The sequence below is a fragment of the Roseobacter sp. HKCCD7870 genome (assembly GCF_037830315.1).
Lineage (GTDB): Bacteria > Pseudomonadota > Alphaproteobacteria > Rhodobacterales > Rhodobacteraceae > M30B80.
In genome coordinates, this window is the sequence record NZ_JBBLYO010000001.1 from 201,286 (window position 1) to 223,623 (window position 22,338).

A 22,338-nucleotide genomic window follows, 5' to 3' on the forward strand; every position below is an offset into this window, starting at 1 on the left:
ATCCAAAATCTTAAGGGCCGCACGCGCCTTGGCGGTGCGGCCCTTGATGTGGGTCGTAAATTTTTGGTTTGAGCGGGCCTGAGATTTAGGTGTCTGCTCTGGCCTCGGCCGCATCCGCATCCGCCGTGGCGGTGTCCTCGTCATCGCCTTCAACGATGCGCGCGACTGACACAACGGTTTCGCCTGCCTTGGTGTTAAACACCTTCACCCCACCTGCCGAGCGTGAGCGGAATGAGATGCCCTCAACAGGCACGCGAATAGATTGGCCCGTTGATGAGGCGAGCATGATCTGATCGGTCATCTCGACAGGGAAGGCTGCCACCAATGGCCCGCCGCGCATCGCCTTGTCGATGGCCATAACCCCCATGCCGCCACGGCCCCTGACAGGATAATCATGGCTTGAAGATAATTTTCCAGACCCGCTTTCAGTGATGGTCAGGATCAAATCCTCTGAGGCGCGCATTTCGGCAAAGCGTTCAGGGCTAAGGGTGCCTTCGGCCAACACGCCCTCATCCTCGTCCGTTTCGACCTCATCTTCGGGCACACCCGCCAAGGCGCGGCGCTGTTTGAGATAGGCGGCGCGCTCAGCAGGGTCAGCGGTGAAATGGCGGATCACGGCCATAGAAACCACAGATTCCCCATCACCCAAACGGATGCCGCGCACGCCTGTGCTGTCGCGGCCCTTGAAGACGCGGACATCGGTGCAAGAGAAGCGGATCGCGCGCCCCCCTTCGGTGACCAACATCACATCGTCTTCCTCGGTGCAGATGCGCGCATTCACAAGGCTGACTGACCCATCTTCGGGCAATTTCATTGCAATCTTGCCGTTTGATTTCACATTGGTGAAATCCGACAATTGGTTGCGGCGCACATCGCCTGCTGATGTGGCAAAGATGATTTGCAGATCGCCCCAATCTTCCTCGGGGCGGTCAACGGGCATGATCGCCGCAATCGTAACCCCCACAGGAATGGGCAGGATATTCACAATGGCCTTGCCTTTTGATGTGCGGCTGCCAAGCGGCAAACGCCATGTCTTGAGCTTGTAGACCATCCCATCTGTGGTGAAGAACAAAAGCTGGGTGTGGGTATTAGCCACAAAGAGCGATGTTACGACATCGTCTTCCTTGAGGCTGCCGCCCGATAGCCCTTTGCCGCCGCGTTTTTGTGCGCGGAATTCAGCCAAGGCCGTGCGCTTGATATAGCCACCTGCGGTGACGGTCACGACCATGTCTTCGCGTTCGATCAGGTCTTCGTCATCCATGTCGCCAGACCAATCGACAATCTCGGTGCGGCGCGGCACGGCGAAGGCCGTTTTCACCTCGGCCAATTCTTCCGAGATGATCGCCATGATCCGATCACGGCTGGCGAGGATGGCAAGATATTCTTTGATCTTACCTGCGAGTTCCTCCAACTCATCCGTCACTTCCTTGACGCCAATCTGGGTCAGGCGTTGCAGGCGTAGTTCCAAAATCGCGCGCGCCTGCGCCTCGGAGAGGTTATAGGTGCCGTCCTCGTTCATCGTATGGGTCGGGTCGTCAATCAGACGGATATAGGCGGCAATATCCGCCGCAGGCCAGCGCCGTGTCATCAAGGCTTCGCGCGCCGCGGCCGCATCTGCGGAGGCGCGGATCGTGGCCACAACCTCATCGACATTGGAGACGGCAACCGCCAAACCACACAAAATATGACTGCGTTCGCGTGCTTTGTTCAACTCAAACGCGGTGCGGCGCGCCACGACCTCCTCGCGGAAGGCGATAAAGGCGGTCAAAAAGCCCCGTAAATCCAACTGCTCGGGCCGCCCGCCATTCAGCGCCAACATATTGCAGCCAAAGGAGGTCTGCATCTGGCTAAAGCGGAACAATTGGTTCAGCACCACATCAGGGGTGGCATCGCGTTTCAACTCGATCACAACGCGCACGCCGTTGCGATCAGATTCGTCCGCCACGCCTGAGACGCCTTCGACCTTTTTCTCGCGCACCAATTCTGCAATGCGTTCGATCATCGAGGCCTTGTTCACCTGATAGGGGATCTCATCAATAATGATGGCAAAGCGGTCTTTGCGGATTTCCTCAACATGGGTGCGCGCGCGAATGACCACGCTGCCGCGTCCCTCGGTATAGGCCCGCCTTGCGCCAGAGCGGCCCAAGATGATCCCGCCTGTGGGGAAATCGGGGGCAGGGATAAACTCGATTAACTGTTCCGAACTGAGGTCGGGATCTTGGATCAAGGCCTGACAGGCATCAATCACCTCGCCCAAATTATGGGGTGGGATATTGGTGGCCATGCCAACCGCAATGCCGCCCGCACCATTGACCAACATATTGGGAAAGCGCGCAGGCAGAACGGTGGGTTCCTTTTGCTTGCCATCATAATTGTCTTGGAAATTGACCGTGTCCTTGTCGATATCGGCCAAAAGATAGGCTGCGGGTTTGTCCATGCGCACTTCGGTGTAGCGCATGGCAGCGGGGTTATCGCCATCCATAGAGCCGAAATTGCCCTGACCATCGAGCAGGGGCAGGGACATCGAAAATGGCTGCGCCATCCGCACAAGCGCGTCATAGATCGCACTGTCGCCATGCGGGTGATATTGGCCCATCACATCGCCCACGGGGCGCGCAGATTTCCGATAGGCCTTTTCATGCGTGTTGCCCGTTTCATGCATCGCAAACAAAATGCGGCGATGCACAGGTTTGAGGCCATCGCGCAAATCGGGGATCGCGCGGCTGATGATCACCGACATCGCATAATCGATAAAGGATGTTTTCATCTCATCGGCGATATCAATCGAAGGGCCAGAATGCGGGTGCCGCGCGGGGGGCGTGGCGGGGTCATTCTCGGGGGGGGCGGGCGTATCTGTCACTGTGCGGGCCTGCTGTCTTTTCGATCTTGTTCTGCGATGACATGCCGCACCTCTTGGCACAGCTATATTTTGTTGTCTGACACTATAGACCCCCGCGATATAAGGCGCAATGCTCCTGTCAGGTGAATTGGCCTTTGACGGCCTGCCGCTTGTTATGAGCCACCATAGAATGCTGCTAATGAATTGTTTTTGTTGATTTTTAATTTGCATTTGCAATCATGAGACATCATGAACCAAGCAAGGGAATGTGCAGATGACTTGGCAGTCTCGCAACAGTGATGAAACCGCAACGGGGCTGATGCTTAAGGGGGATGGGCTGACCACAGCGGAATTTTACTATCGGATGCCTGATTATCGTAATGTTATCAACGTGTTCATCTGGCAGGATTACGATCTCGCGCCAGATTATCCGCGCATTTTCGGCTTTATTGATTTATGGAAGCGCGAGATCGAGGCGCTGTTGCATTCTGTGCGTTTTGCGCATCGGCGGCTGATTTATGACGGGTCATGGCGCAATGTCGTTGAGGAGATTTCCTATCACTAGCCCACAGGACAGGCGTGGGGCTATGCTTTGGCCGCTGCGGCCTTGGCCCAGATCACGAACAGGGCCAAACAAATCAGACAATTCCATGAGGCCATCGACAAGCCCGCAAAGGCCCATGCAACCTCGTCACACATAACAATCGCAGGCGCGGTGTCTGTTGACAGCAGTTCATTCGCCGAAAGCGACAGTATATCTTCTGCGCCCCCCGTGCAGGAGGTAGGGCCTTGCCACCACCCGCGCTCAACCCCTGTGTGATACAGCGCGATGCCTGTATTCACGAGCATCGCGCCCGCCCCAATCAGGGTCAAGCCGCGCGCCAATTTGGGGGCAATGGCGGCAATGATTACGATGAACAGCGCAACCAGTGCAGCGCCCGCATGGGGCCATCGTTGCCACAGGCACATGGCGCAGGGCGCAAGCCCGCCAAGATACTGAAACCCAAAAGCGCCCGCCAATGTCGCGGCAGACCCAAGACCCGCGAGGGCCGATAATTTTGGCAAATTCAGAACCCGCATCATCCCATGAACCTCACAGCATAAAACCCGCCAAGCAAGATGACGATGAACAATGTAAACATCAGCCCCAGACGGCGCTCGATGAAATTGCGTAAAGGGGCACCGAATTGGCGCAGCAATGCCGCGATGACAAAGAATCGAATCCCCCGCGCGATGATCGAGGTGACAATGAATGTCCCCAAAGGCAGGCCTGTCCACCCCGACATGATGGTGATGACCTTATAGGGGAAGGGGGTTAGCCCCGCGATCAATACGGGCCAAAAGCCAAGATCATTAAAGCGCGTGTTAAACTCGGCCATTGCATCGGCCTTGCCAAGGGCCGCCAAAATCGGCGCGCCGATCTGGTCATAGAACAGCGCCCCAATCGCATAGCCTGCAATCCCCCCCAAAACTGAGGCGATTAAGCAGACAGAGGCAATTAAAAAAGCCCGATTGGGCCGCGCAAGGATCATTGGGATCATCAAAATATCAGGGGGAATGGGAAAGATTGAACTTTCCGCAAAGGACACAATCGCCAAGGCCCCCAGGGCGTGGCGACGACCCGCCAAACCCATTGTCCAATTATAGAGCCCGCGCAGCATCACATTTATCCTAATATCGCCCCAATGCCAGAGGCGATGCCCGACAGGGCGGAAAAGGTCAAGCCAAAGCCAGGTGACATGAGTGCGACAAAACTCTTGACGGATCGTTGCAAATGATAAAATGTCACGGGCACATTGCATACGCGCGAGCCCCGAAAGGGAGTTTCACGTCGCGTTGAGGCTCAAGCGGAGGGGAGGCCGCTTGAGCCTTTTTCATTTTACGCCGTGCCACAGCGCGCGAAAATCTGCCCCGCCGCTTTGCCAAATCGTCAGGCTCTGCTAGACTTTGGGTTCGAGATTGGCTAAGCCCGCCTCAGCTTTCGTTAGCGCTAACGTATATCGCGGCCAAAGGCGGCAATAACCTGTGAATTTCCCAAAGAATTTGGGTCAGATGCAGGGCAAAGGAGAGAAAATGGTTTCGCGCGTCATTCCAGTTGAAGATTTTGATCTGGTAATTTTTGGGGCGACAGGGGATCTGGCGCGGCGCAAAATCCTGCCTGGACTTTATCGGCGCTTTCATGACGGGCAAATGCCGCCCGAGGCGCGGATCATCGGCGCGGCGCGCACATCCCAAGATGACGCAGCCTTTCGTGATTTTGTCCGCGCAGCCATTGCCGAATTCACCCCCGAAGCCAGGCGCGATGAAACCAGCCTTGCCGCGTTTTTGCAGCGTTTGAGCTATGTCGCCATTGATGCGCGCGGTACGGATGGATGGGCCGATCTCGCGGGCACAATGCGTGATGGTGTCGTGCAGGCCTTTTATTTCTCGGTCGCGCCCGCCTTGTTTGGCGATCTGGCCGAACGTCTGCACACCCATAAAGTTGCGCGCTCTGACGCGCGGATTGTGGTGGAAAAGCCCTTTGGTCATGATCTGGCCACCGCCAAGGCCTTGAACGCAACACTGGCCGAGCATTTTGACGAAGGCCAGATTTACCGTATCGACCATTATTTGGGTAAAGAAACGGTGCAAAACCTGATGGCGATCCGCTTTGCGAATATCCTGTTCGAGCCGCTGTGGAACGCCCAATATGTCGACCATGTGCAAATCACTGTGGCCGAAGAGGTCGGTGTTGGCGGGCGGGGGGCCTATTACGATAAATCAGGCGCGATGCGTGATATGGTGCAAAACCATTTGATGCAGCTTCTGTGTTTGACCGCGATGGAGCCGCCCAATCATTTTGACCCTGATGCGGTGCGCGATGAAAAGCTTAAGGTGATCCGCGCACTCGATCCTGTGCGCCCCGAGGATATTGTGCGCGGCCAGTATGAAGCAGGCGATAACACCGCGTCTTATTCGGACGATGTCGAAGACCCCAAAAGCCGCACAGAAAGTTTTGTGGCCATGAAGGTGCATATCGCCAATTGGCGGTGGAACGGCACGCCATTCTACTTGCGCACAGGCAAACGGATGCGCGCGCGGATGTCCGAGATTGTGATCCATTTCAAAGAACCGCCCCATTCCATTTTTGATGAGGATGCAGGGACGAAGCCCAATGTTTTGTCTATTCGCCTGCAACCTGATGAGGGCATTGATCTGAGCGTCACCATCAAAGAGCCAGGCCCAGGGGGGATGCGTTTGGTCGATGTGCCGCTTGATATGACCTTTGCTGAGGCGCTTGGGGCGGATGCGGCCGATGTACCCGATGCTTATGAGCGGCTGATCATGGATGTGATCCGTGGCAATCAAACGCTATTCATGCGCGGCGATGAGGTTGAGGCAGCTTGGCGTTGGACGGATCCAATCATCCAAGGGTGGCAATCGCGCAATGAGCGCCCCGTGCCCTATCAGGCCTTTAGCACAGGGCCAGAAGAGGCGCTGATGTTGTTGCATCGGGATGGGCGCCGTTGGCGTGAGGTGGGCTGATCCCATGGAATTGATCACCTATCCCGACCGCGATCTATTGATGATGTCCTTGGCTGATCGTATTGCCTCGGAATTAGGGCAGGCCTTGCGCATGGCGGGGCGTGCCTCGCTCTGCGTTCCAGGCGGCACGACACCGGGCCCTGTGTTCAAAACCTTGGCCGAAGTGGATTTGGCTTGGCGTGATATTGCAGTCTTTCTCAATGATGAACGCTGGCTTGGTGAGGATAGCCCACGCTCCAACACAAGGCTTTTGAAAGAAACGCTATTGCAATCAGAGGCCTCCGTGGCAAAGTTAATTCACTTATTTAACGGCGCCGATACGCCAGAGGATGGCATCCCCGATCTGACAGATGGGCTGTTGCCGCATTTGCCGATCACGGTTTTGCTGTTGGGGATGGGCGCAGATATGCATACCGCAAGCCTCTTTCCCGATGGGGATAATCTCAACGCAGCCCTCAGCGCAGATGCGCCGCCCCTGATGGCGATGCGGGCCGCAAATGCGGGCGAGCCGCGGATAACCTTGACCGCCCCCGTGCTGAAAGCCGCGCTGCATTGCCATATCTTGATCACAGGGCCAGAAAAGCGCGCAGCACTTGAGCGGGCCGCAGACTTGCCTGAAGATCAAGCACCAATTGCCACTGTTTTAAAGACCGCAACCATTCATTGGGCCGAGTAAATCATGACCATCTGGACAGAGCTTTCCACCGCGTGGGATCACCTGCACAGCACCCCTATGTCGCAGCTTTTTGATATTGATCCTGCCCGCGCTGCGCGGTTTTCGGCCAAGACGGGCGATATGATGTTCGATTTTTCTAAGACACATATCACCGATGAGGTGCTGTCACTCTTAGTGGAATTGGCGCGCAAGTCCAATGTTGAAGAAAAACGCACGGCGATGTTCGTGGGCGAAAGGATCAATGAAACCGAAGGTCGCGCTGTGCTGCACACGGCCTTGCGTGCGCCCTCTGGCCCGATCATGGTGGATGGGGTGGATGTTCTGCCTGCCGTTCAAGAAACCCGCGCTCGTATGGCACAGTTCGCCGATGATCTGCGCGCAGGCCGCTATCAGGGGCAGGGCGGCAAGATCACGGATGTGATCAATATCGGGATTGGCGGGTCTGATCTGGGCCCTGCGATGGCCACGCTTGCGCTGGCACCTTATCACGATGGGCCGCGGGTGCATTATGTGTCAAACGTGGATGCGGCACATATCAACGACACGCTGCAAGGGATTGATCCAAAAACAACTTTGGTCATTGTTGCCTCGAAAACCTTCACCACGATTGAAACCATGACCAATGCGCAAACGGCGCGCGATTGGATGGCGCAGGCGGTCAGCGAGCCTGCCGCGCAATTCGTGGCCCTGTCCTCGGCCACGGATAAAACAGCGGCCTTTGGTATTGATCCGTCCCGCGTGTTTGGGTTCGAGGATTGGGTCGGTGGGCGCTATTCCCTCTGGGGGCCAATTGGCCTTGGGGTGATGCTGGCCATTGGGCCAAAACAGTTTGAGGCATTCCTCGCGGGTGCGGCGGCCATGGATGCCCATTTCCGCGAGGCTGATCTTCCCAAGAATATGCCGGTATTATTGGCCTTGATCGGGCTGTGGCACAATCAGGTTTGCGGTCATGCGACCCGCGCGGTGTTGCCCTATGACCAACGCCTGTCGCGTCTGCCCGCCTATTTGCAGCAATTGGAAATGGAATCGAACGGCAAGGGCGTGTCTATGGATGGGCAGGATTTGCCCTATCATTCAGGCCCGATTGTTTGGGGGGAGCCGGGCACGAATGGGCAACACGCGTTTTATCAGCTGATCCATCAGGGCACGCGTGTTGTTCCGTGCGAATTTATGGTGGCCGCCGCAGGGCATGAGCCTGAATTGGCGCATCACCATACCTTGCTCTTGTCGAATTGCTTGGCGCAATCTCAGGCCTTGATGCAGGGCCGTAGCCTTGAGGTGGCGCGCGGCATGATGGCTGCAAAAGGCCTGTCTGGTGCGGAATTGGAACGCCAAGCGCGGCATCGCGTTTTCACGGGCAATCGCCCGTCAACCACGCTGATCTATCCGCGCCTGACCCCGTTCACCTTGGGGCAGATCATCGCCCTTTATGAGCATCGGGTTTTTGTGGAAGGGGTGATCTTGGGGATCAATTCCTATGACCAATGGGGTGTGGAATTGGGCAAAGAACTGGCTTTGGCCCTGCAACCCGCCGTTGAGGGCGCGGCGGGGGCAGAGGGGTTAGACCCCTCTACCGCAAGCCTGTTGCGCTATATCCATGCGCATCGTTAACCAAGCGCCACCGCGCCCACCCACATTCCAAGGCCAAAGACCGTGTGGGCCATAAGGCCCAAAACCCGCCCCTTCCATGGGGCGGCGGTTTTCGCAAGCGCCCATCCAAGCCCGAGGCCTGGATGCAACAAAAACCATCCCGCCCCGATGGTCAGGATCGCGAAAATCCAAAGCGGCAGGAAATTGGGCGCGCTTAACCACGCTTGGCCCATGATCCCCAAAAACAGCGCGCCATAGACCGCACCGACCGCATAGTGGAAAACCCAACCAATCATGCGTTCGCGGGCCACAGGGGCGCTGGTATTGATATCAGCGTGAAACACTGTCCCGCGCCCCAAATGGGCAACCCAACGGCCCACATTGCCCCAATTGGGCGCAGGGATGCCCGCAATCCGTGTCAGGATCACCGCCCAGATATCCATCGCAACAGTGCCACAGATGCCCATGATTAGGCCCAGTGTGATGACGCTCATTTTCTCTTCTCCCCTGCTTGCAGGTTCAGGTCACGCGGACGCGCAATGTGCCCAGACCTGCAACCTTTCCTTCCATCACATCGCCGCGCGCCACGGGGCCAACCCCCGCAGGCGTGCCCGTCAGGATCACATCCCCTGCCGCCAATTCAAAATATTGCGACAGATAGCGGATGATTTCAGGCGTTTTCCAAATCATTTGCGCCAAATCCCCCTCTTGGCGCAGCGCCCCATTCACATGCAGCGTGATCTCTCCTGTGCTGGGATGGCCCACTTGAGATACGGGCAAAAGCGGGCTTATGGGGGCGGAATGCTCAAAGGATTTACCGATCTCCCAAGGGCGGCCTAATTTCTTGGCCTCGCCCTGCAAATCGCGCCGTGTCATATCAAGCGCCACCCCATAGCCCCATACATGGGACAGCGCATCTTCAAGTGCGATATCGCGCCCGCCTGATTGCAGCGCCACCATCATTTCGATCTCATGATGCAAGTCAGATGTGCCAACAGGGTAGGGCATCTCGCCGGACGCATACAAACTATCTGGATTTTTCTGAAAGAAGAACGGCGGCTCGCGGTCGGGATCATGACCCATTTCAATCGCATGGGCGGCATAATTGCGCCCGATGCAATACACGCGGCGGACTGGAAATACGCCCCCTCCCTCCACGGGAATCATGGGGTGCGGGGGGGCAGAGATCACAAAATTATCTTGGTTCATTTGGGCTATTTTCTTTTTTGGTTCTCACGCGACTGCCACGCTAGGGGCTTGGGGTTCGCTTGGCAATTGGAGAAAAATTTAAGGGGATTTTACAAATTCTTCATCTAACAGCTTCGCGGGTTGCTTTTTTTCTAGGCAAAATTTCTGGATCTGCCTAATCTTTAACAGGCTTTCGTCATGGCGCGCCGTCTTGCCCATGCCGCGGATTGACCGCAGGCGGGTGGGATCATGAGGTGGCTTCACAGTGCTGCATTGGATTGGAGAAAAAGCCGTGCTTCATAAAACACTACCACTGATCGCCGCAGGGATGATTGCAACCACCCCTGCCTTCGCCCAAACCGACATCCCCTTTACGCTCGATTGGCGGTTTGAGGGGCCATCTGCGCCTTACTTCTTGGCAATTGATAATGGCCATTTCGCAGATGCAGGCCTTGATGTTGAGATTTCTGCAGGTGAAGGGTCGCTCGATGCGATCCCTAAGGTTGCCACGGGTGCATTTCCCATTGGGTTTGCCGATATCAACTCATTGATCCGCTTCCTAGATCAAAACCCTGGCGCCCCTGTGACCGCCGTTATGATGATCTATGACAGCCCACCTTTCTCGATTGTGGGTCGTAAAAGCCTTGGGATTAACGGGATTGAAGATCTCGAAGGCTCTACCCTTGGCGCACCGCCCCCTGACGGGGCATGGGCGCAATTCCCGATTTTGGCAGCCGTAAATGGTATCGATGCCAGCACAATTACGGTCGAGCCTGTTGGCTTCCCCACGCGCGAGCCATCTTTGGCCGAAGGTACAGTGGACAGTGTGACGGGCTTCAACTTTAGCTCCTATCTCAGCGCCGCACGTTTGGGCGTGCCTGAGGATGATCTGACCACGATCCTTTTTGCGGATCACGGCGTAAAGCTTTATGGCAACGCAATCATCGTGAACACGGATTACGCTGCCGCGAACCCCGAGATTGTGACCGCGTTCTTGGGTGCGGTTGTCGATGGTGTGCGCGATGCTCTGGCTGACCCTGCCGCAGGGGCGGCTGCCGTAATTGCGCGCAACCCCGCAGGCGACGTTGATTTGGAAACGCGGCGTCTGCAAATGGCACTCGATGCGAATATCGCAACCGTTTATGCGCTTGAAAACGGTATGGGCGATATTGACCCTGCCCGCATGGCCGAGGCGCTTGAGCAGATGACCATCGTTTACGATTTCCAAAACGCGCCGGACGCATCGCTTTATTTCACCGATGCCTATCTGCCCCCCGCTGAGGAGCGCAGCTTGGCCCAATAAAGCCAAACGATAAGACAATAAGGGCCAGCGCGACCTGATCTCGCTGGCCCAATTTTTCGAGGATAAAGGCACAGATGGCGTTTCAAATAGAATTAAAAGGGGTCACCCATGCCTATCGCACGGCATCGGGGCCTTTGCCTGTTCTTGATGATCTGTCCTTGCAGATCGAAGAACATTCATTTTGCGCGGTGGTTGGGCCTTCGGGCTGTGGGAAATCCACGCTGACGCGGTTGGTGTCGGGGCTGATGCGCCCTGACCAAGGCGAGGTCTGGTTGTCAGGTCAAAAGGTAACAGGGCCACGCCCCACAGTGGGGATGGCGTTTCAAAACCCTGTTCTGTTGGAATGGCGCACGATTTTGGAAAACGTGCTTCTGCCCTTGGAGATTGTCAAAACCCCAATGAGCCGCGCCGAGGGCGAGGCCCGCGCGCATCATTTGTTGGAATTGGTGGGGCTCAAAGGGTTTGAGGGCAAGAAACCCTCCGAGCTTTCAGGGGGAATGCGCCAACGGGCCTCCTTGTGTCGCTCTATCATCCATAAGCCCGATGTGCTGATCTTGGATGAACCCTTTGGTGCGCTTGATGCCTTCACCCGCGAAGACCTGTGGTGCACCATGCATGATCTGCGCGCGGAAGAGCCCTTCACCTGCCTGTTGATCACCCATGATCTGCGCGAAAGCGTGTTTTTGGCAGATCAAGTGGTGGTTCTCTCGGGGCGTCCCGCCCATGCCCAGCACATTTTGCAGGTTGATTTGCAGGGCAAGCGCAGTCTCGAAGACCTCTACAGCAAAAAAGCGGTCGATATGCTGGCCGTGCTGCGCCACCAAATTCAACTGGCGCAAGGTCGCGTTCCTCAGGAGGGCGCAGCATGAATGATAAGTTTCTTAAAATCGGCGTGCCGATCCTGTTCATTGCGGCTGTGATTGCCATCTGGGAATGGTTGGTCTGGTTCTATCAATTGCCCAATTATCGCATGGCCTCACCTTCGGATTTGATCCCAAAATTTTGGCAATTCCGCGAATTATTCGTTGTGGCCTCGTGGGAAACGCTGTGGCGCACAGTGGTGGGTTTGGCCTTGGCTGTGGTGTTTGGCACAGGGTTGGGGATGATCATGGGCTTTTCGCGCATCGCGCGCGAGGGGTTATACCCGCTCTTGGTTGGCTTCAACGCAATCCCCAAGGCGACAGTGGTGCCGATTGTGGCGCTGATCTTCGTGGGTCAGCATGATTTCAACACGGTGCTCATCGCCTTTATGATCTCGTTTTTCCCGATTGCGGTCTCCGTCTCAATCGGATTGTCCACACTAGAACCTGAATATCGCGATATTTTGCGCGCACTTGGTGCCTCGAAATTCACGATTTTCTGGAAAATCGCATTGCCCAAAACCCTTCCCGAATTTTTTGGAGCGTTGAAGGTTGCCGTCACCTTGGCCTTTATTGGCACAAATTTGATGGAAATCGTCAGCCCGCATGGTCGCGGCCTTGGGGCATTGTTCGATTCAGGGCGGATTAGCGCAGATTATCCATTGATGTTTGCGGTGCTGTTCATGTTGGCCGCCCTTGGTATCTTGCTGTTCTATGTGGTTGTGGCGCTTGAGCGTATCTTTGCAGGATGGGCAGAGCGCGCGCCAAACTGATCCCAGTGATTTGGACCCCGCAGACACGCGCCGCGGGGGCTTTTCATTTCGCGCTATTTTTGAGCGCGGATCAAAATTTCGATTAAAATTTGATCAATCATCCGCAGGGGCCGATTGGGGCCAAGCGCGCCTCTTTTCCTTGCTGCCTTAGAGGGAAATCGTGGGTGTGACGTGCAATTAACCATCAAGGCCGCCTCCGCGTGACTGAAACTTTGCCCATATCGCCACCATGCGCCCCCCCGCGTGCAAAGGGGGCTTTGCATGTGGGCTTGGGGCCCTCGGGGCGATTACAGGATTTTCGGGCCGAAGGATCATTACGCGCGCTGTTTCCGCGCCGCGAAGGCACCGTTGAGGCGGTGATGATCAACACCGCAGGCGGCATCACAGGCGGGGATCGCTTCGCTATTATGGGCGATGTGGTGGGCGGGCATCTGACCCTGACCACGCAATCGGCCGAACGCATCTATCGCGCTGCAACGGGCCGTGGTCAGGTCAGCACGCAGTTAACCATTGCAGCGGGGGCTGCGCTGTCATGGCTGCCGCAAGAGGTGATCTTGTTTGATGGCGGCGCGCTGCGGCGGCGCCTCTGCGTAGAGATGGCTCAAGACGCGTATCTATTGGCCGCCGAAAGCGTTATCCTTGGTCGCGCCGCGATGGGTGAGGTGGTGCGAGAGGGCTATCTGCAGGATCACATCAGCATCACCCGCGCTGGGCGCCCCCTCTACCGCGATGCGCTGCGGATGGAGGGTGATCTTCACGCCCATCTTGCGCCTGCGGCCATCGGGCAGGGGGCTGCGGGATTTTCCACAGTGATATGTGCCGCGCCTGATGCCTGCGCCAAGCTTGAGATGATCCGCACCCTGTTGCCCCGCACTGCCGCCGTCTCAGCCCCGCAAGCGGATTTATTGCTCGTGCGCATTCTGGCCGAAGATGGGTTTGGTCTGCGCCGCGCCTTGGTGCCCGTTTTGCGCGCCTTGTCCCCCCATGATCTTCCCCGTTCTTGGAGCCTGTAAGAGATGAACCTCACCCCCCGTGAAAAAGATAAACTGCTAATCTCGATGGCCGCTGAGGTGGCCCGCCGCCGCCTTGCGCGGGGGGTGAAGCTGAACCATCCCGAGGCGATCGCGCTGATCACCGATGCGGTGGTCGAAGGGGCCCGTGATGGCCGCAGCGTGGCGGATTTAATGCAGGCAGGCGGCCATGTCATCACGCGCGATCAATGTATGGAAGGCGTGGCTGAGATGATCCACGAGGTGCAGGTCGAGGCCACATTTCCCGATGGCACAAAGCTGGTCACTGTCCATAACCCTATTCGTTGAAGATAAAGGAATAAATTCATGAAAAATATAATCCTTTCCGCCCTGTCCCTCATGCTTGCTGGCCCCGCAATTGCGCATGACGGTCTGCATCTTCACCCGCACGGGGTCGAACCTTGGGCCGTGGCACTTGGCGCGCTTGGCGCAATTGGATTGGCCGCTTTGATCATTGCGGAGCAGCGGAAATGATCCCGGGCGAGTTGTTTGTTGCAGAAGGGGATTTGACCCTGAATGTGGGTGCCGCGGTGGTGACAGTCATGGTTGCCAATACGGGCGACAGGCCTGTGCAAGTGGGCAGCCATTATCATTTCGCCGAAACCAACCCCGCGCTAGAGTTTGACCGTGTGGCCGCCCACGGAATGCGCCTTGATATTGCCTCAGGCACATCGGTGCGGTTCGAGCCCGGTCAGCGCCGCGAGGTCACTCTGATCCCGATTTCTGGGGCGCGGCGGGTCTTTGGCTTTAACGCCGCAATCATGGGGGATTTGTGATGCCTGCCTCAATTTCGCGCCGCGATCATGCAGGGATGTTTGGGCCGACCACAGGCGACCGACTGCGCCTTGCCGATACAGATTTGATCATCGAAGTCGAGCGTGATCTCACAGGCCCCCATGGGGAGGAGGTCAAATTCGGCGGCGGTAAGGTGATCCGCGATGGCATGGGCCAATCGCAACTGACCCGCGCTGAAGGGGTGATGGACACAGTCATCACCAACTCCTTGGTGGTGGATTACACAGGGATTTATAAGGCGGATATTGGGCTGAAGGACGGGCGCATCGCCGCCATCGGTAAGGCGGGCAATCCCGATACGCAACCCAATATCACCATCCCCATCGGCGCAGGCACCGAGATCATCGCGGGCGAGGGGCGCATCCTGACCGCAGGCGGGTTTGACAGCCATATCCATTACATCTGCCCGCAGCAAATCGAAGATGCGCTGCATTCGGGCCTGACCACGATGCTGGGCGGGGGCACGGGGCCTGCGCATGGGACGCTTGCCACCACCTGCACGCCCGGGCCTTGGCATTTGGGGCGGATGTTGCAGGCGGCGGATGCCCTTCCCATGAACCTTGCCTTCGCGGGCAAAGGCAATGCAAGCCTGCCCGCCGCCCTTGAGGAACAGATTTTGGGCGGGGCTTGCGCGTTGAAACTGCACGAAGATTGGGGCACGACGCCCGCGGCGATTGATTGCTGCCTCAGCGTGGCCGATGCCTTCGATGTGCAGGTGATGATCCATACCGACACGCTCAACGAGTCGGGCTTTGTCGAACATACGATCAAGGCGCTGAAGGGCCGCACGATCCATGCCTTTCATACCGAAGGGGCGGGGGGCGGTCATGCGCCTGACATCATCAAAATCTGCGGCGAGGCCCATGTGATCCCGTCCTCGACCAACCCCACACGGCCCTTCACCGTGAACACGGTCGAGGAACATCTTGATATGTTGATGGTCTGCCACCATCTGGACAAATCCATCCCCGAAGATATCGCCTTCGCCGAAAGCCGTATCCGCCGCGAAACCATCGCCGCCGAAGATATCCTGCACGATATGGGCGCATTTTCGATCATTGCGTCTGACAGTCAGGCAATGGGGCGGGTGGGCGAAGTGATCATCCGCACATGGCAGACCGCCGATAAGATGCGCAAACAACGCGGCCGCCTGCCCGAGGAGACGGGCGAAAATGACAATTTCCGCGTCTGCCGCTATGTCGCGAAATACACGATCAACCCCGCCATCGCGCATGGAATTTCGCATGAGATTGGCTCGATTGAGCTCGGCAAGCGCGCCGATCTGGTGCTGTGGTCACCTGCCTTTTTTGGGGTCAAGCCCGAGATGGTCTTGATCGGCGGCACGATTGCCGTGGCGCAAATGGGCGATCCCAATGCCTCAATCCCGACCCCGCAGCCTGTCTATTCGCGGCCCATGTGGGGGGCTTATGGGCGTTCGGTTGAACGGGGGTCGGTCAGTTTCGTATCCGAGGCCGCGCAGTCGCGCGACATCAAATCCGCGCTTGGTCTTGCCAAGTCGACCCTTGCGGTGCGCAACACCCGCGCCATCGGCAAGGCAGATATGAAGCTGAACACCGCCACCCCAAAGGTCGAGGTGAACCCCGAAACCTATGAGGTGCGCGCAGATGGCGAATTGTTGATCTGCGAACCTGCCGAGGTGCTGCCAATGGCACAGCGCTATTTCCTATTCTGAAAAAAGGGGGGAAGGATGACTGATCTACCCTTGTGCCATGAGGTGATGCGTGGGCCTGTCACAGGCGTGGCCCTTTCTTTTGACACGATCACGCTGGACTACGAGGCGCGGTTTCTACGCCGAAAGCGCCTCATCAGCGATGGTGGACGGGCGTTTTTATTGGATTTGGCGCAGACCACATCGCTGGATGCGGGGGATGTTTTGGTGCTGACCGATGGCCGCCGCATTGCGGTGCGCGCCGCCCCTGAGGCGGTGTTGGTCATCTGTGGTGAAAACTTAGCGCGTCTCGCGTGGCACATTGGCAATCGCCACACCCCGTGCGAGATTGGGCAGGGCTGCCTGATCATCCGCCGCGACCCCGTGATCGCGCATATGTTGGGGCAACTTGGGGCGGATTTGGTGGAAGAAACCCGCCCCTTCACCCCCGAGGGTGGGGCCTATGGTCATGGGCGCACCCATGCCCATGAACATGGCGCAAGCGCGCATATGCCCCATGCGCATTGATGCCGATTATATCACGCTGGCGCAGTGGGTTTCGCCTGCGTTCCCTGTGGGGGGCTTTGCCTTTAGTCATGGGATTGAGGCTGCCATTCAAGACGGGCTGATCACATCTGCCGCTGATCTTGAGGATTGGTTATGTGACCTGCTGCATCATGGAACGGGGCGCAATGATACGATTTGGATCGGGCTTGGCGCTAAGGCCGAGGGGCATGGCGCCTTGATCGCACTCCAAGATGAGGCCCGCGCATGGCAGTTCGCGGCCCCCCGTCTGCGCGAGGCGCAAAATATGGGGGCCAGTTTCAGCGCCTTGATGCGCGATGTTTGGGGGCAGCAGGGCATGCCTGATCTGTTTGTGCCAATCGCGCTAGGCTTTGTGGCCGCACAGCGCGGGATTGCGCCCGCCGATGCGGCGGCCCTCTATCTTCAGGGGTTCTTCGCAAATCTTGTCGCTGCGTCGCAACGTCTGATGCCCTTGGGGCAGGTGGCGGCACAAGGGATATTGGCGCGGCTTTCGCCCCAGATTGCCGCCCTTGCCCCGATTGCTGAAACCGCAAGTTTGGATGATTTGCACAGCACCGCCTTTCTTTCTGACATTGCCGCCGCACACCACGGGTTGGCCCCTGCGAGGATGTTTCAATCATGACCAATCTTTCCCCAAATGGCCCGCTTCGAATTGGGATCGGTGGCCCTGTTGGCGCGGGTAAAACCACGCTGACCGCAAGGCTCGCAGCGCGACTGAAAGCCCAGTTTTCCATCGGTGTCATCACCAATGACATTTACACCCAAGAGGATGCAGAGGCGCTGATGCGGATGCAGATCCTGCCCCTTGATCGGATCATTGGGGTTGAGACAGGGGGGTGCCCCCATACGGCCATCCGCGAGGATGCCAGCATCAATTTGGCCGCAATTGCGCAAATGCAGGCGCGCCACCCTGACCTTGAGATCGTGTTGATCGAAAGCGGCGGCGATAACCTATCGGCGACTTTCAGCCCTGAATTGGCGGATTTGACGATTTATGTGATTGATACGGCATCGGGCGAGGATATTCCGCGCAAAGGCGGGCCTGCACTGACACGCTCGGATATCTTGGTGATCAACAAAACTGATCTCGCGCGTTATGTCGGGGCGCGGCTTGAGGTGATGGAGGCTGACGCCACCCGCGCACGGGCAGGGCGGCCCTTCGTGATGGCGCAATTGCGCAATGAGCAGGGCGTGGAGAAGATCGTTGATCTGGTCCTTGAGATGGGCGGCTTGCCTAAGCTACAGTCTGCAAAAATTGCCTAATAGAGTGCTGCGATTATCAAAGAAACCCGAAAACTGCCTTCGTGCTTTTTGGGTGCGACAGCGCCGCAACAAGCGCCTATCATAGCCTCAGTTTTCAATGTGAGTTGCCTTTATGAGCCCCAAATATTTCGCCCCCACAGGCGGCCATCCCCCGCAGGAACAGCTTTTGACAGATCGCGCGGTCTTTACCGAGGCCTATGCCGTGATCCCACGCGGCACGATGCGCGATATTACCACCAGTTTCCTGCCCTTTTGGGAGAAAACCCGCCTTTGGGTGATTGCGCGGCCCCTGTCGGGCTTTGCCGAAACCTTTTCGCATTACATCATGGAAGTCGCGCCCGAAGGTGGCAGCGCGCGCCCTGAAACCGATGAGGAGGCCGAGGCGGTTCTTTTTGTGGTGGAGGGCCAAGCAAGCCTGACAGTGGATGGTCAAACCCATCTGTTGGAGGAGGGCGGTTACGCCTATCTGCCGCCTGCCCACGCATGGGAATTATATAATCGCGGGCAGTCACCTGTGCGGTTTCATTGGATCAGAAAGGCCTATCAAGAGGTTGAAGGTCTTGATCACCCTGATGTTCTAATCTTGAACGAGCGCGATATCGCGCCCACGCCAATGGCGGGCACAGAAAGGAAATGGGCCACCACGCGCTTTGTTGACCCTGCTGACCTGCGCCATGATATGCATGTGACCATCGTGACATTTGAACCGGGCGCGGTGATCCCGTTTCTGGAAACCCATGTGATGGAGCATGGTCTTTATGTGCTAGAGGGCAAGGCCGTCTATCGCCTTAACACGGATTGGGTCGAGGTTGAGGCGGGCGATTATATGTGGCTGCGCGCCTTTTGCCCGCAAGCCTGCTATGCAGGGGGGCCGGGCAAGTTCCGCTATCTGCTTTACAAAGATGTGAACCGCCATATGCCCTTATGAGGTGGCGATAATCACTTCATCAGGCAGCCAATATTCTTCTAAATTGGGGCCTTCGCCGATGCGGTCGATGACCGCGAAAAGACCCGGGTCATAAAGCGGCGTCAGCACCCCGTGCCAGACGCCGCGATGAATATTAATCGCTTGCCCTGCCTCGGTCAGGAAGGCGCGGATGTTCTGCGGTGTGCCGTTTTGATCTTCTGCCACGACCACCAAAAACGGCTGGTGGCTCATCGGAACAAAGGCCTGAGATCCGTCAGGGTGCCGCTCGACCAGATCAAGCTTTAAGGGCAAATCGCGCTTTTCTGCGTGAAAGATACTGATCCCTGCACGCCCATCCGAAAAATCCATCCGCGCGCGGTCGTGGAAACGGCCACATAGGCCTTGATTGATGATCTTATCCGGCGCGCCTTTCGCCTCAAGCAGATCGCCAAACGGGGCGAAGGCATCGGCGGTCATGGGTTCTATGATGATTTTCATTGTGCGAACCGATCTATCAGACGCAATTCTGCGATACGCTCGACCTGACGGCAGGCTTCGGTGAATTCCACATCGCGCGATTGCGTCACACGGCGCTTGAATGCCTCCAAGATACTGGCCTTGGTGTTGTCGCGGACAGCGATGATAAAGGGAAATCCGAAGGCTTGGGTATAGCGGTCATTCAAGGCGGTGAATTCCGCGCGTTCTGCATCTGTCAGGCTGTCAAGCCCGACTGAGGCCTGCTCGGCGGTGGAGTCTGCCGTCAGACGCTTGGCCGCGGCCAGTTTCCCCGCCAGATCAGGGTGGGCCTGCAATACCCCAAGCCGTTCCGCCGCGCTGGCGCTGCGAAAGGCGCGGGCGAGAACGGAGTGAACCCCCGCCGCACAATCATGTGCGGCACCAAGTTCCATCTCAAAGGCGCGTTCAGCAATCCACGGGCTATGCTCAAACATCCCGCCAAATTCGGTGACAAATTCCTCCCGTGTCATTTGCGAGGGGGTCATGCGCGCGGTCACGGGGTGGGTCGCGGCCCAATGATCGGCAATCTCCGCGCGGGTGGCGAACCAAACGCCCTCATGCGCCTTGAAATGCGCAAGCGCGCGTTTCAGCGCCCGCGCACGGGCAGGGCGCCCTGCAAGGCGGCAATGCAGGCCGATCGACATCATCTTGGGCGCGCCTGCCACCCCTTCGGCGTAAAGCTGATCAAAGGTGTCGATCAAGCTGCGCTCGAACTGCGCGCCTTCGGTAAAGCCTGCTTGGATGGCAAAGCGCATATCGTTGCAATCCATCGTATAGGGCACGATCAACTGATCCTTGCCACCCGCCTTGACCCAATAGGGCAGGTCATCGGCATAGCTGTCTGCGATATAGGCCAGATCCCCCTCTTGCGCGGCAAGAGCCACAGTGTTCATGGAACAGCGTCCCGTATACCACCCGCGTGGCGGGGTTCCTGTGACCTCAGTATGCAGGCGGATGGCCTCGCGGATTTGCGCGCGCTCCTCTTCGGGGGGCATATCTTTGTGTTCCACCCATTTCAGGCCATGGCTGGCAATTTCCCAACGCGCCTGTTTCATTGCCGCCACCTGTTCGGGGCTGCGAGCAAGGGCCGTGGCCACACCATAAACTGTCAAGGGCAGGTCGGACATCATGGAATAAAGCCGCCAAAACCCTGCACGCGCGCCATATTCGTAGATCGACTCCATATTCCAATGACGCATCCCAACCCATGGTTGAGCGCCTGTGATCTCGGATAAAAAGGCCTCGGATGCGGCATCGCCGTGCAGGATATTGTTTTCGCCACCTTCCTCGTAATTCAGCACGATCTGCACAGCGATTTTCGCGCCATTTGGCCAAGCGGCATGGGGCGCGTCTGGCCCGTGGCCGCGTAAATCTCGGGGGTAGCGTGTCATATCAGCCTCGTTTGTTTTTCTATGGCATAATGCAGATAATCACAGATGATTTTAAAAAAAATCTATAAGCACTCTTTTGACCGCTCTGCACTGTATCAGGCGCATAATCTCGCCTATCATGGGCGCAAGTTCTGAGATTTTCTAGGGTTCATTTACAGGCAAAAGGACGCGCGCCATGGCGGGATATTTGACCACCCATGTTTTGGATACGGCAACGGGCCGCCCTGCGGCAGGCATGACAATTGATCTTTATCGCATCAGCGATGCTGGGGCGGAGTTGATCAAAACTGTTGAAACCAACGCAGACGGGCGCACCGATGCGCAGATTTTGCCAAGCGCGGAATTTGCGCGCGGGGTTTATGAGCTCTGCTTTCACGCAGGCGCCTATCTTGACGCGCAAGGCGTGCCAAAAGAAAGCCCCCGTTTCTTGGATATGATCCCGATCCGCTTTGGCATGTCAGAAGACACCCATTACCACGTGCCGCTTTTGCTGTCGCCTTTTGGCTATTCCACCTATCGAGGCAGTTAATCGCGCGCGCTGTTGCGGATCACATCCCCCACGCGGTCGATCATGAATTCCATGAAAAGCCGCGTTTTGGGGTCTTGTCTGCGCCGATGGGTGAACAAACAGGCCATTTGAATAGGGGCGGGCGGGGTTTCGCTGGCCACAGGCACAAGCGCGCCTGAGCTGAGATGCTCGGCCACCTCAAAGATGGGTTTCATCACAATCCCATGCCCCGCCAAAGCCCAGTCTGTCAGGACATCGCCGTCATCGGATTCGTATCGCCCTGCCACGCGGAACCGCTCAAACCCCGCTTTGGTTTGCAACCGCCATTGAAATTCCTTGGCCCCTGGAAAGCGCAGGTTGAGGCATTCATGCCGCTCGGTCACGAGATCAGCCCCTGATTTGGGCATGCCCCGCGCGGCGATATAGGCAGGCGCTGCACACAGCACCCGCGCGACATCCGCAATCTTGCGGATGCGCAGATTGCTATCCTCAGGTTCCCCAAGGAAAAACGCCAGATCAAGCCCTTCGGTGGTCAGATCAATTTTGCGATCTGACAGGCGCAGACGCACGTGAATTTCAGGGTATTGCGCAATGAAATCTGGCACATGGGGCGCGATCAAGCGCCGACCCACCCCCAAAGGTGCGGCCACATAGAGACTGCCTTTGAGGTTCTCTGTGATGTTGACGATCTGCGCTTCGGCGTCCTCGACCGACTCCAAAATCCGCGTTGCCCCGCGATAAAAGGCTTGGCCCTGCTCGGTGGGGGTGAGGTTGCGGGTTGTGCGCTGAAACAGACGCACGCCCAAATGTTCCTCAAGTTGTGAAATCCGCGAAGATGTCACGGCAGGTGAGATGCGCAAATCGCGCCCTGCCGCCGACATCGACCCAAGCTCGTAGACACGGACAAAGGTTCGGATATTATCAATATAGGACATTGTTTTGCTTTTTTTGATACTGC

Annotated in this window: 25 protein-coding genes; 17 read left to right on the plus strand and 8 right to left on the minus strand. The window is 57.2% G+C overall.

Annotated features, from left to right (window positions below):
- Positions 1 to 85: 85 nt before the first annotated feature.
- Positions 86 to 2,860, minus strand: a complete 2,775-nt coding sequence (gene gyrA / locus AAC637_RS01045) for a DNA gyrase subunit A (RefSeq protein WP_340301934.1) — start codon at positions 2,858 to 2,860, stop codon at positions 86 to 88.
- A 253-nt stretch (positions 2,861 to 3,113) separates the two neighbouring features.
- On the opposite strand from gyrA, the gene AAC637_RS01050 reads away from it, so the two are divergent.
- Complete coding sequence (locus AAC637_RS01050) at positions 3,114 to 3,404, plus strand: usg protein (protein WP_340301935.1); 291 nt, start codon at positions 3,114 to 3,116, stop codon at positions 3,402 to 3,404.
- A gap of 20 nt (positions 3,405 to 3,424) precedes the next feature.
- On the opposite strand, the gene AAC637_RS01055 is transcribed toward AAC637_RS01050, so the two are convergent.
- Together AAC637_RS01055 and AAC637_RS01060 are read right to left on the minus strand one after the other, a co-directional pair.
- Positions 3,425 to 3,922 carry a disulfide bond formation protein B gene (locus AAC637_RS01055; protein WP_340301936.1) on the minus strand — a complete coding sequence of 166 codons (498 nt, stop codon included), beginning with the start codon at positions 3,920 to 3,922 and terminating at the stop codon, positions 3,425 to 3,427.
- Positions 3,919 to 4,500: a YqaA family protein gene (locus AAC637_RS01060; RefSeq protein ID WP_340301937.1), complete on the minus strand. Its 582-nt coding sequence runs from the start codon at positions 4,498 to 4,500 to the stop codon at positions 3,919 to 3,921. The genes AAC637_RS01055 and AAC637_RS01060 overlap by 4 nt, the downstream gene beginning before the upstream one ends.
- Positions 4,501 to 4,912: 412 nt before the next feature.
- Here AAC637_RS01060 and zwf point away from each other — a divergent pair, with 412 nt between their 5' ends.
- From zwf to pgi, 3 genes are read left to right on the plus strand one after another with little or no spacing between them, the layout of a single operon-like run.
- Positions 4,913 to 6,364, plus strand: coding sequence for a glucose-6-phosphate dehydrogenase (gene zwf, locus AAC637_RS01065; protein WP_340301938.1), 1,452 nt, complete (start codon positions 4,913 to 4,915; stop codon positions 6,362 to 6,364).
- 4 nt (positions 6,365 to 6,368) lie between these two features.
- The gene (pgl, locus tag AAC637_RS01070) at positions 6,369 to 7,040 is read left to right on the plus strand and encodes a 6-phosphogluconolactonase (RefSeq protein ID WP_340301939.1); all 672 of its coding nucleotides are present in this window, start codon (positions 6,369 to 6,371) and stop codon (positions 7,038 to 7,040) included.
- The gene (gene pgi / locus AAC637_RS01075; RefSeq protein ID WP_445322723.1) at positions 7,041 to 8,651 is read left to right on the plus strand and encodes a glucose-6-phosphate isomerase; all 1,611 of its coding nucleotides are present in this window, start codon (positions 7,041 to 7,043) and stop codon (positions 8,649 to 8,651) included. It begins immediately after the preceding gene.
- On the opposite strand, the gene AAC637_RS01080 is transcribed toward pgi, so the two are convergent.
- Both AAC637_RS01080 and AAC637_RS01085 read right to left on the minus strand, forming a co-directional pair.
- Positions 8,648 to 9,124 carry a DUF2938 domain-containing protein gene (locus AAC637_RS01080; RefSeq protein ID WP_340301941.1) on the minus strand — a complete coding sequence of 159 codons (477 nt, stop codon included), beginning with the start codon at positions 9,122 to 9,124 and terminating at the stop codon, positions 8,648 to 8,650. The two genes, pgi and AAC637_RS01080, sit on opposite strands and share 4 nt — an antisense overlap.
- A gap of 25 nt (positions 9,125 to 9,149) precedes the next feature.
- Positions 9,150 to 9,839, minus strand: coding sequence for a fumarylacetoacetate hydrolase family protein (locus AAC637_RS01085; RefSeq protein ID WP_340301942.1), 690 nt, complete (start codon positions 9,837 to 9,839; stop codon positions 9,150 to 9,152).
- A gap of 271 nt (positions 9,840 to 10,110) precedes the next feature.
- Here AAC637_RS01085 and AAC637_RS01090 point away from each other — a divergent pair, with 271 nt between their 5' ends.
- The 12 genes from AAC637_RS01090 (at position 10,111) to AAC637_RS01145 (ending at position 18,986) form a co-directional block, all read left to right on the plus strand.
- Positions 10,111 to 11,121, plus strand: a complete 1,011-nt coding sequence (locus tag AAC637_RS01090; RefSeq protein ID WP_445322697.1) for an ABC transporter substrate-binding protein — start codon at positions 10,111 to 10,113, stop codon at positions 11,119 to 11,121.
- A 74-nt stretch (positions 11,122 to 11,195) separates the two neighbouring features.
- On the plus strand, positions 11,196 to 11,990 hold the full coding sequence (locus AAC637_RS01095; RefSeq protein WP_340301943.1) for an ABC transporter ATP-binding protein: 795 nt from the start codon (positions 11,196 to 11,198) through the stop codon (positions 11,988 to 11,990).
- The gene (locus AAC637_RS01100; protein WP_317654955.1) at positions 11,987 to 12,754 is read left to right on the plus strand and encodes an ABC transporter permease; all 768 of its coding nucleotides are present in this window, start codon (positions 11,987 to 11,989) and stop codon (positions 12,752 to 12,754) included. The genes AAC637_RS01095 and AAC637_RS01100 overlap by 4 nt, the downstream gene beginning before the upstream one ends.
- Before the next feature lie 263 nt (positions 12,755 to 13,017).
- Positions 13,018 to 13,767: an urease accessory protein UreD gene (locus tag AAC637_RS01105; protein WP_340301944.1), complete on the plus strand. Its 750-nt coding sequence runs from the start codon at positions 13,018 to 13,020 to the stop codon at positions 13,765 to 13,767.
- 3 nt (positions 13,768 to 13,770) lie between these two features.
- Complete coding sequence (locus AAC637_RS01110) at positions 13,771 to 14,073, plus strand: urease subunit gamma (RefSeq protein WP_340260444.1); 303 nt, start codon at positions 13,771 to 13,773, stop codon at positions 14,071 to 14,073.
- Between the two features lie 18 nt (positions 14,074 to 14,091).
- The gene (locus AAC637_RS01115) at positions 14,092 to 14,259 is read left to right on the plus strand and encodes a peptidase M23 (RefSeq protein WP_340301945.1); all 168 of its coding nucleotides are present in this window, start codon (positions 14,092 to 14,094) and stop codon (positions 14,257 to 14,259) included.
- Positions 14,256 to 14,561, plus strand: a complete 306-nt coding sequence (locus AAC637_RS01120) for an urease subunit beta (protein WP_340301946.1) — start codon at positions 14,256 to 14,258, stop codon at positions 14,559 to 14,561. The genes AAC637_RS01115 and AAC637_RS01120 overlap by 4 nt, the downstream gene beginning before the upstream one ends.
- Positions 14,561 to 16,273, plus strand: a complete 1,713-nt coding sequence (ureC, locus tag AAC637_RS01125) for an urease subunit alpha (protein ID WP_340301947.1) — start codon at positions 14,561 to 14,563, stop codon at positions 16,271 to 16,273. Before AAC637_RS01120 ends, ureC begins: the two co-directional genes overlap by 1 nt.
- Before the next feature lie 15 nt (positions 16,274 to 16,288).
- Entirely contained in the window at positions 16,289 to 16,777 is a 489-nt protein-coding gene (locus tag AAC637_RS01130; RefSeq protein ID WP_340301948.1) for an urease accessory protein UreE, read from the plus strand.
- Positions 16,767 to 17,417 (plus strand): urease accessory protein UreF, encoded by a 651-nt coding sequence (locus tag AAC637_RS01135; RefSeq protein WP_340301949.1) that lies wholly within the window; start codon positions 16,767 to 16,769, stop codon positions 17,415 to 17,417. Before AAC637_RS01130 ends, AAC637_RS01135 begins: the two co-directional genes overlap by 11 nt.
- Positions 17,414 to 18,058 carry an urease accessory protein UreG gene (gene ureG / locus AAC637_RS01140; RefSeq protein WP_340301950.1) on the plus strand — a complete coding sequence of 215 codons (645 nt, stop codon included), beginning with the start codon at positions 17,414 to 17,416 and terminating at the stop codon, positions 18,056 to 18,058. Before AAC637_RS01135 ends, ureG begins: the two co-directional genes overlap by 4 nt.
- A gap of 112 nt (positions 18,059 to 18,170) precedes the next feature.
- Positions 18,171 to 18,986, plus strand: a complete 816-nt coding sequence (locus AAC637_RS01145) for a bifunctional allantoicase/(S)-ureidoglycine aminohydrolase (protein WP_340301951.1) — start codon at positions 18,171 to 18,173, stop codon at positions 18,984 to 18,986.
- On the opposite strand, the gene AAC637_RS01150 is transcribed toward AAC637_RS01145, so the two are convergent.
- Together AAC637_RS01150 and puuE are read right to left on the minus strand one after the other, a co-directional pair.
- The gene (locus tag AAC637_RS01150) at positions 18,981 to 19,463 is read right to left on the minus strand and encodes an ureidoglycolate lyase (RefSeq protein WP_340301952.1); all 483 of its coding nucleotides are present in this window, start codon (positions 19,461 to 19,463) and stop codon (positions 18,981 to 18,983) included. The two genes, AAC637_RS01145 and AAC637_RS01150, sit on opposite strands and share 6 nt — an antisense overlap.
- Complete coding sequence (puuE, locus tag AAC637_RS01155) at positions 19,460 to 20,872, minus strand: allantoinase PuuE (protein ID WP_340301953.1); 1,413 nt, start codon at positions 20,870 to 20,872, stop codon at positions 19,460 to 19,462. The genes AAC637_RS01150 and puuE overlap by 4 nt, the downstream gene beginning before the upstream one ends.
- A 175-nt stretch (positions 20,873 to 21,047) precedes the next feature.
- Between puuE and uraH the strand changes: the two genes are divergently transcribed.
- Positions 21,048 to 21,401, plus strand: a complete 354-nt coding sequence (uraH, locus tag AAC637_RS01160; protein WP_340256093.1) for a hydroxyisourate hydrolase — start codon at positions 21,048 to 21,050, stop codon at positions 21,399 to 21,401.
- On the opposite strand, the gene AAC637_RS01165 is transcribed toward uraH, so the two are convergent.
- Positions 21,398 to 22,315, minus strand: a complete 918-nt coding sequence (locus AAC637_RS01165) for a LysR family transcriptional regulator (RefSeq protein WP_340301954.1) — start codon at positions 22,313 to 22,315, stop codon at positions 21,398 to 21,400. The genes uraH and AAC637_RS01165 overlap by 4 nt on opposite strands.
- Positions 22,316 to 22,338: the final 23 nt, after the last annotated feature.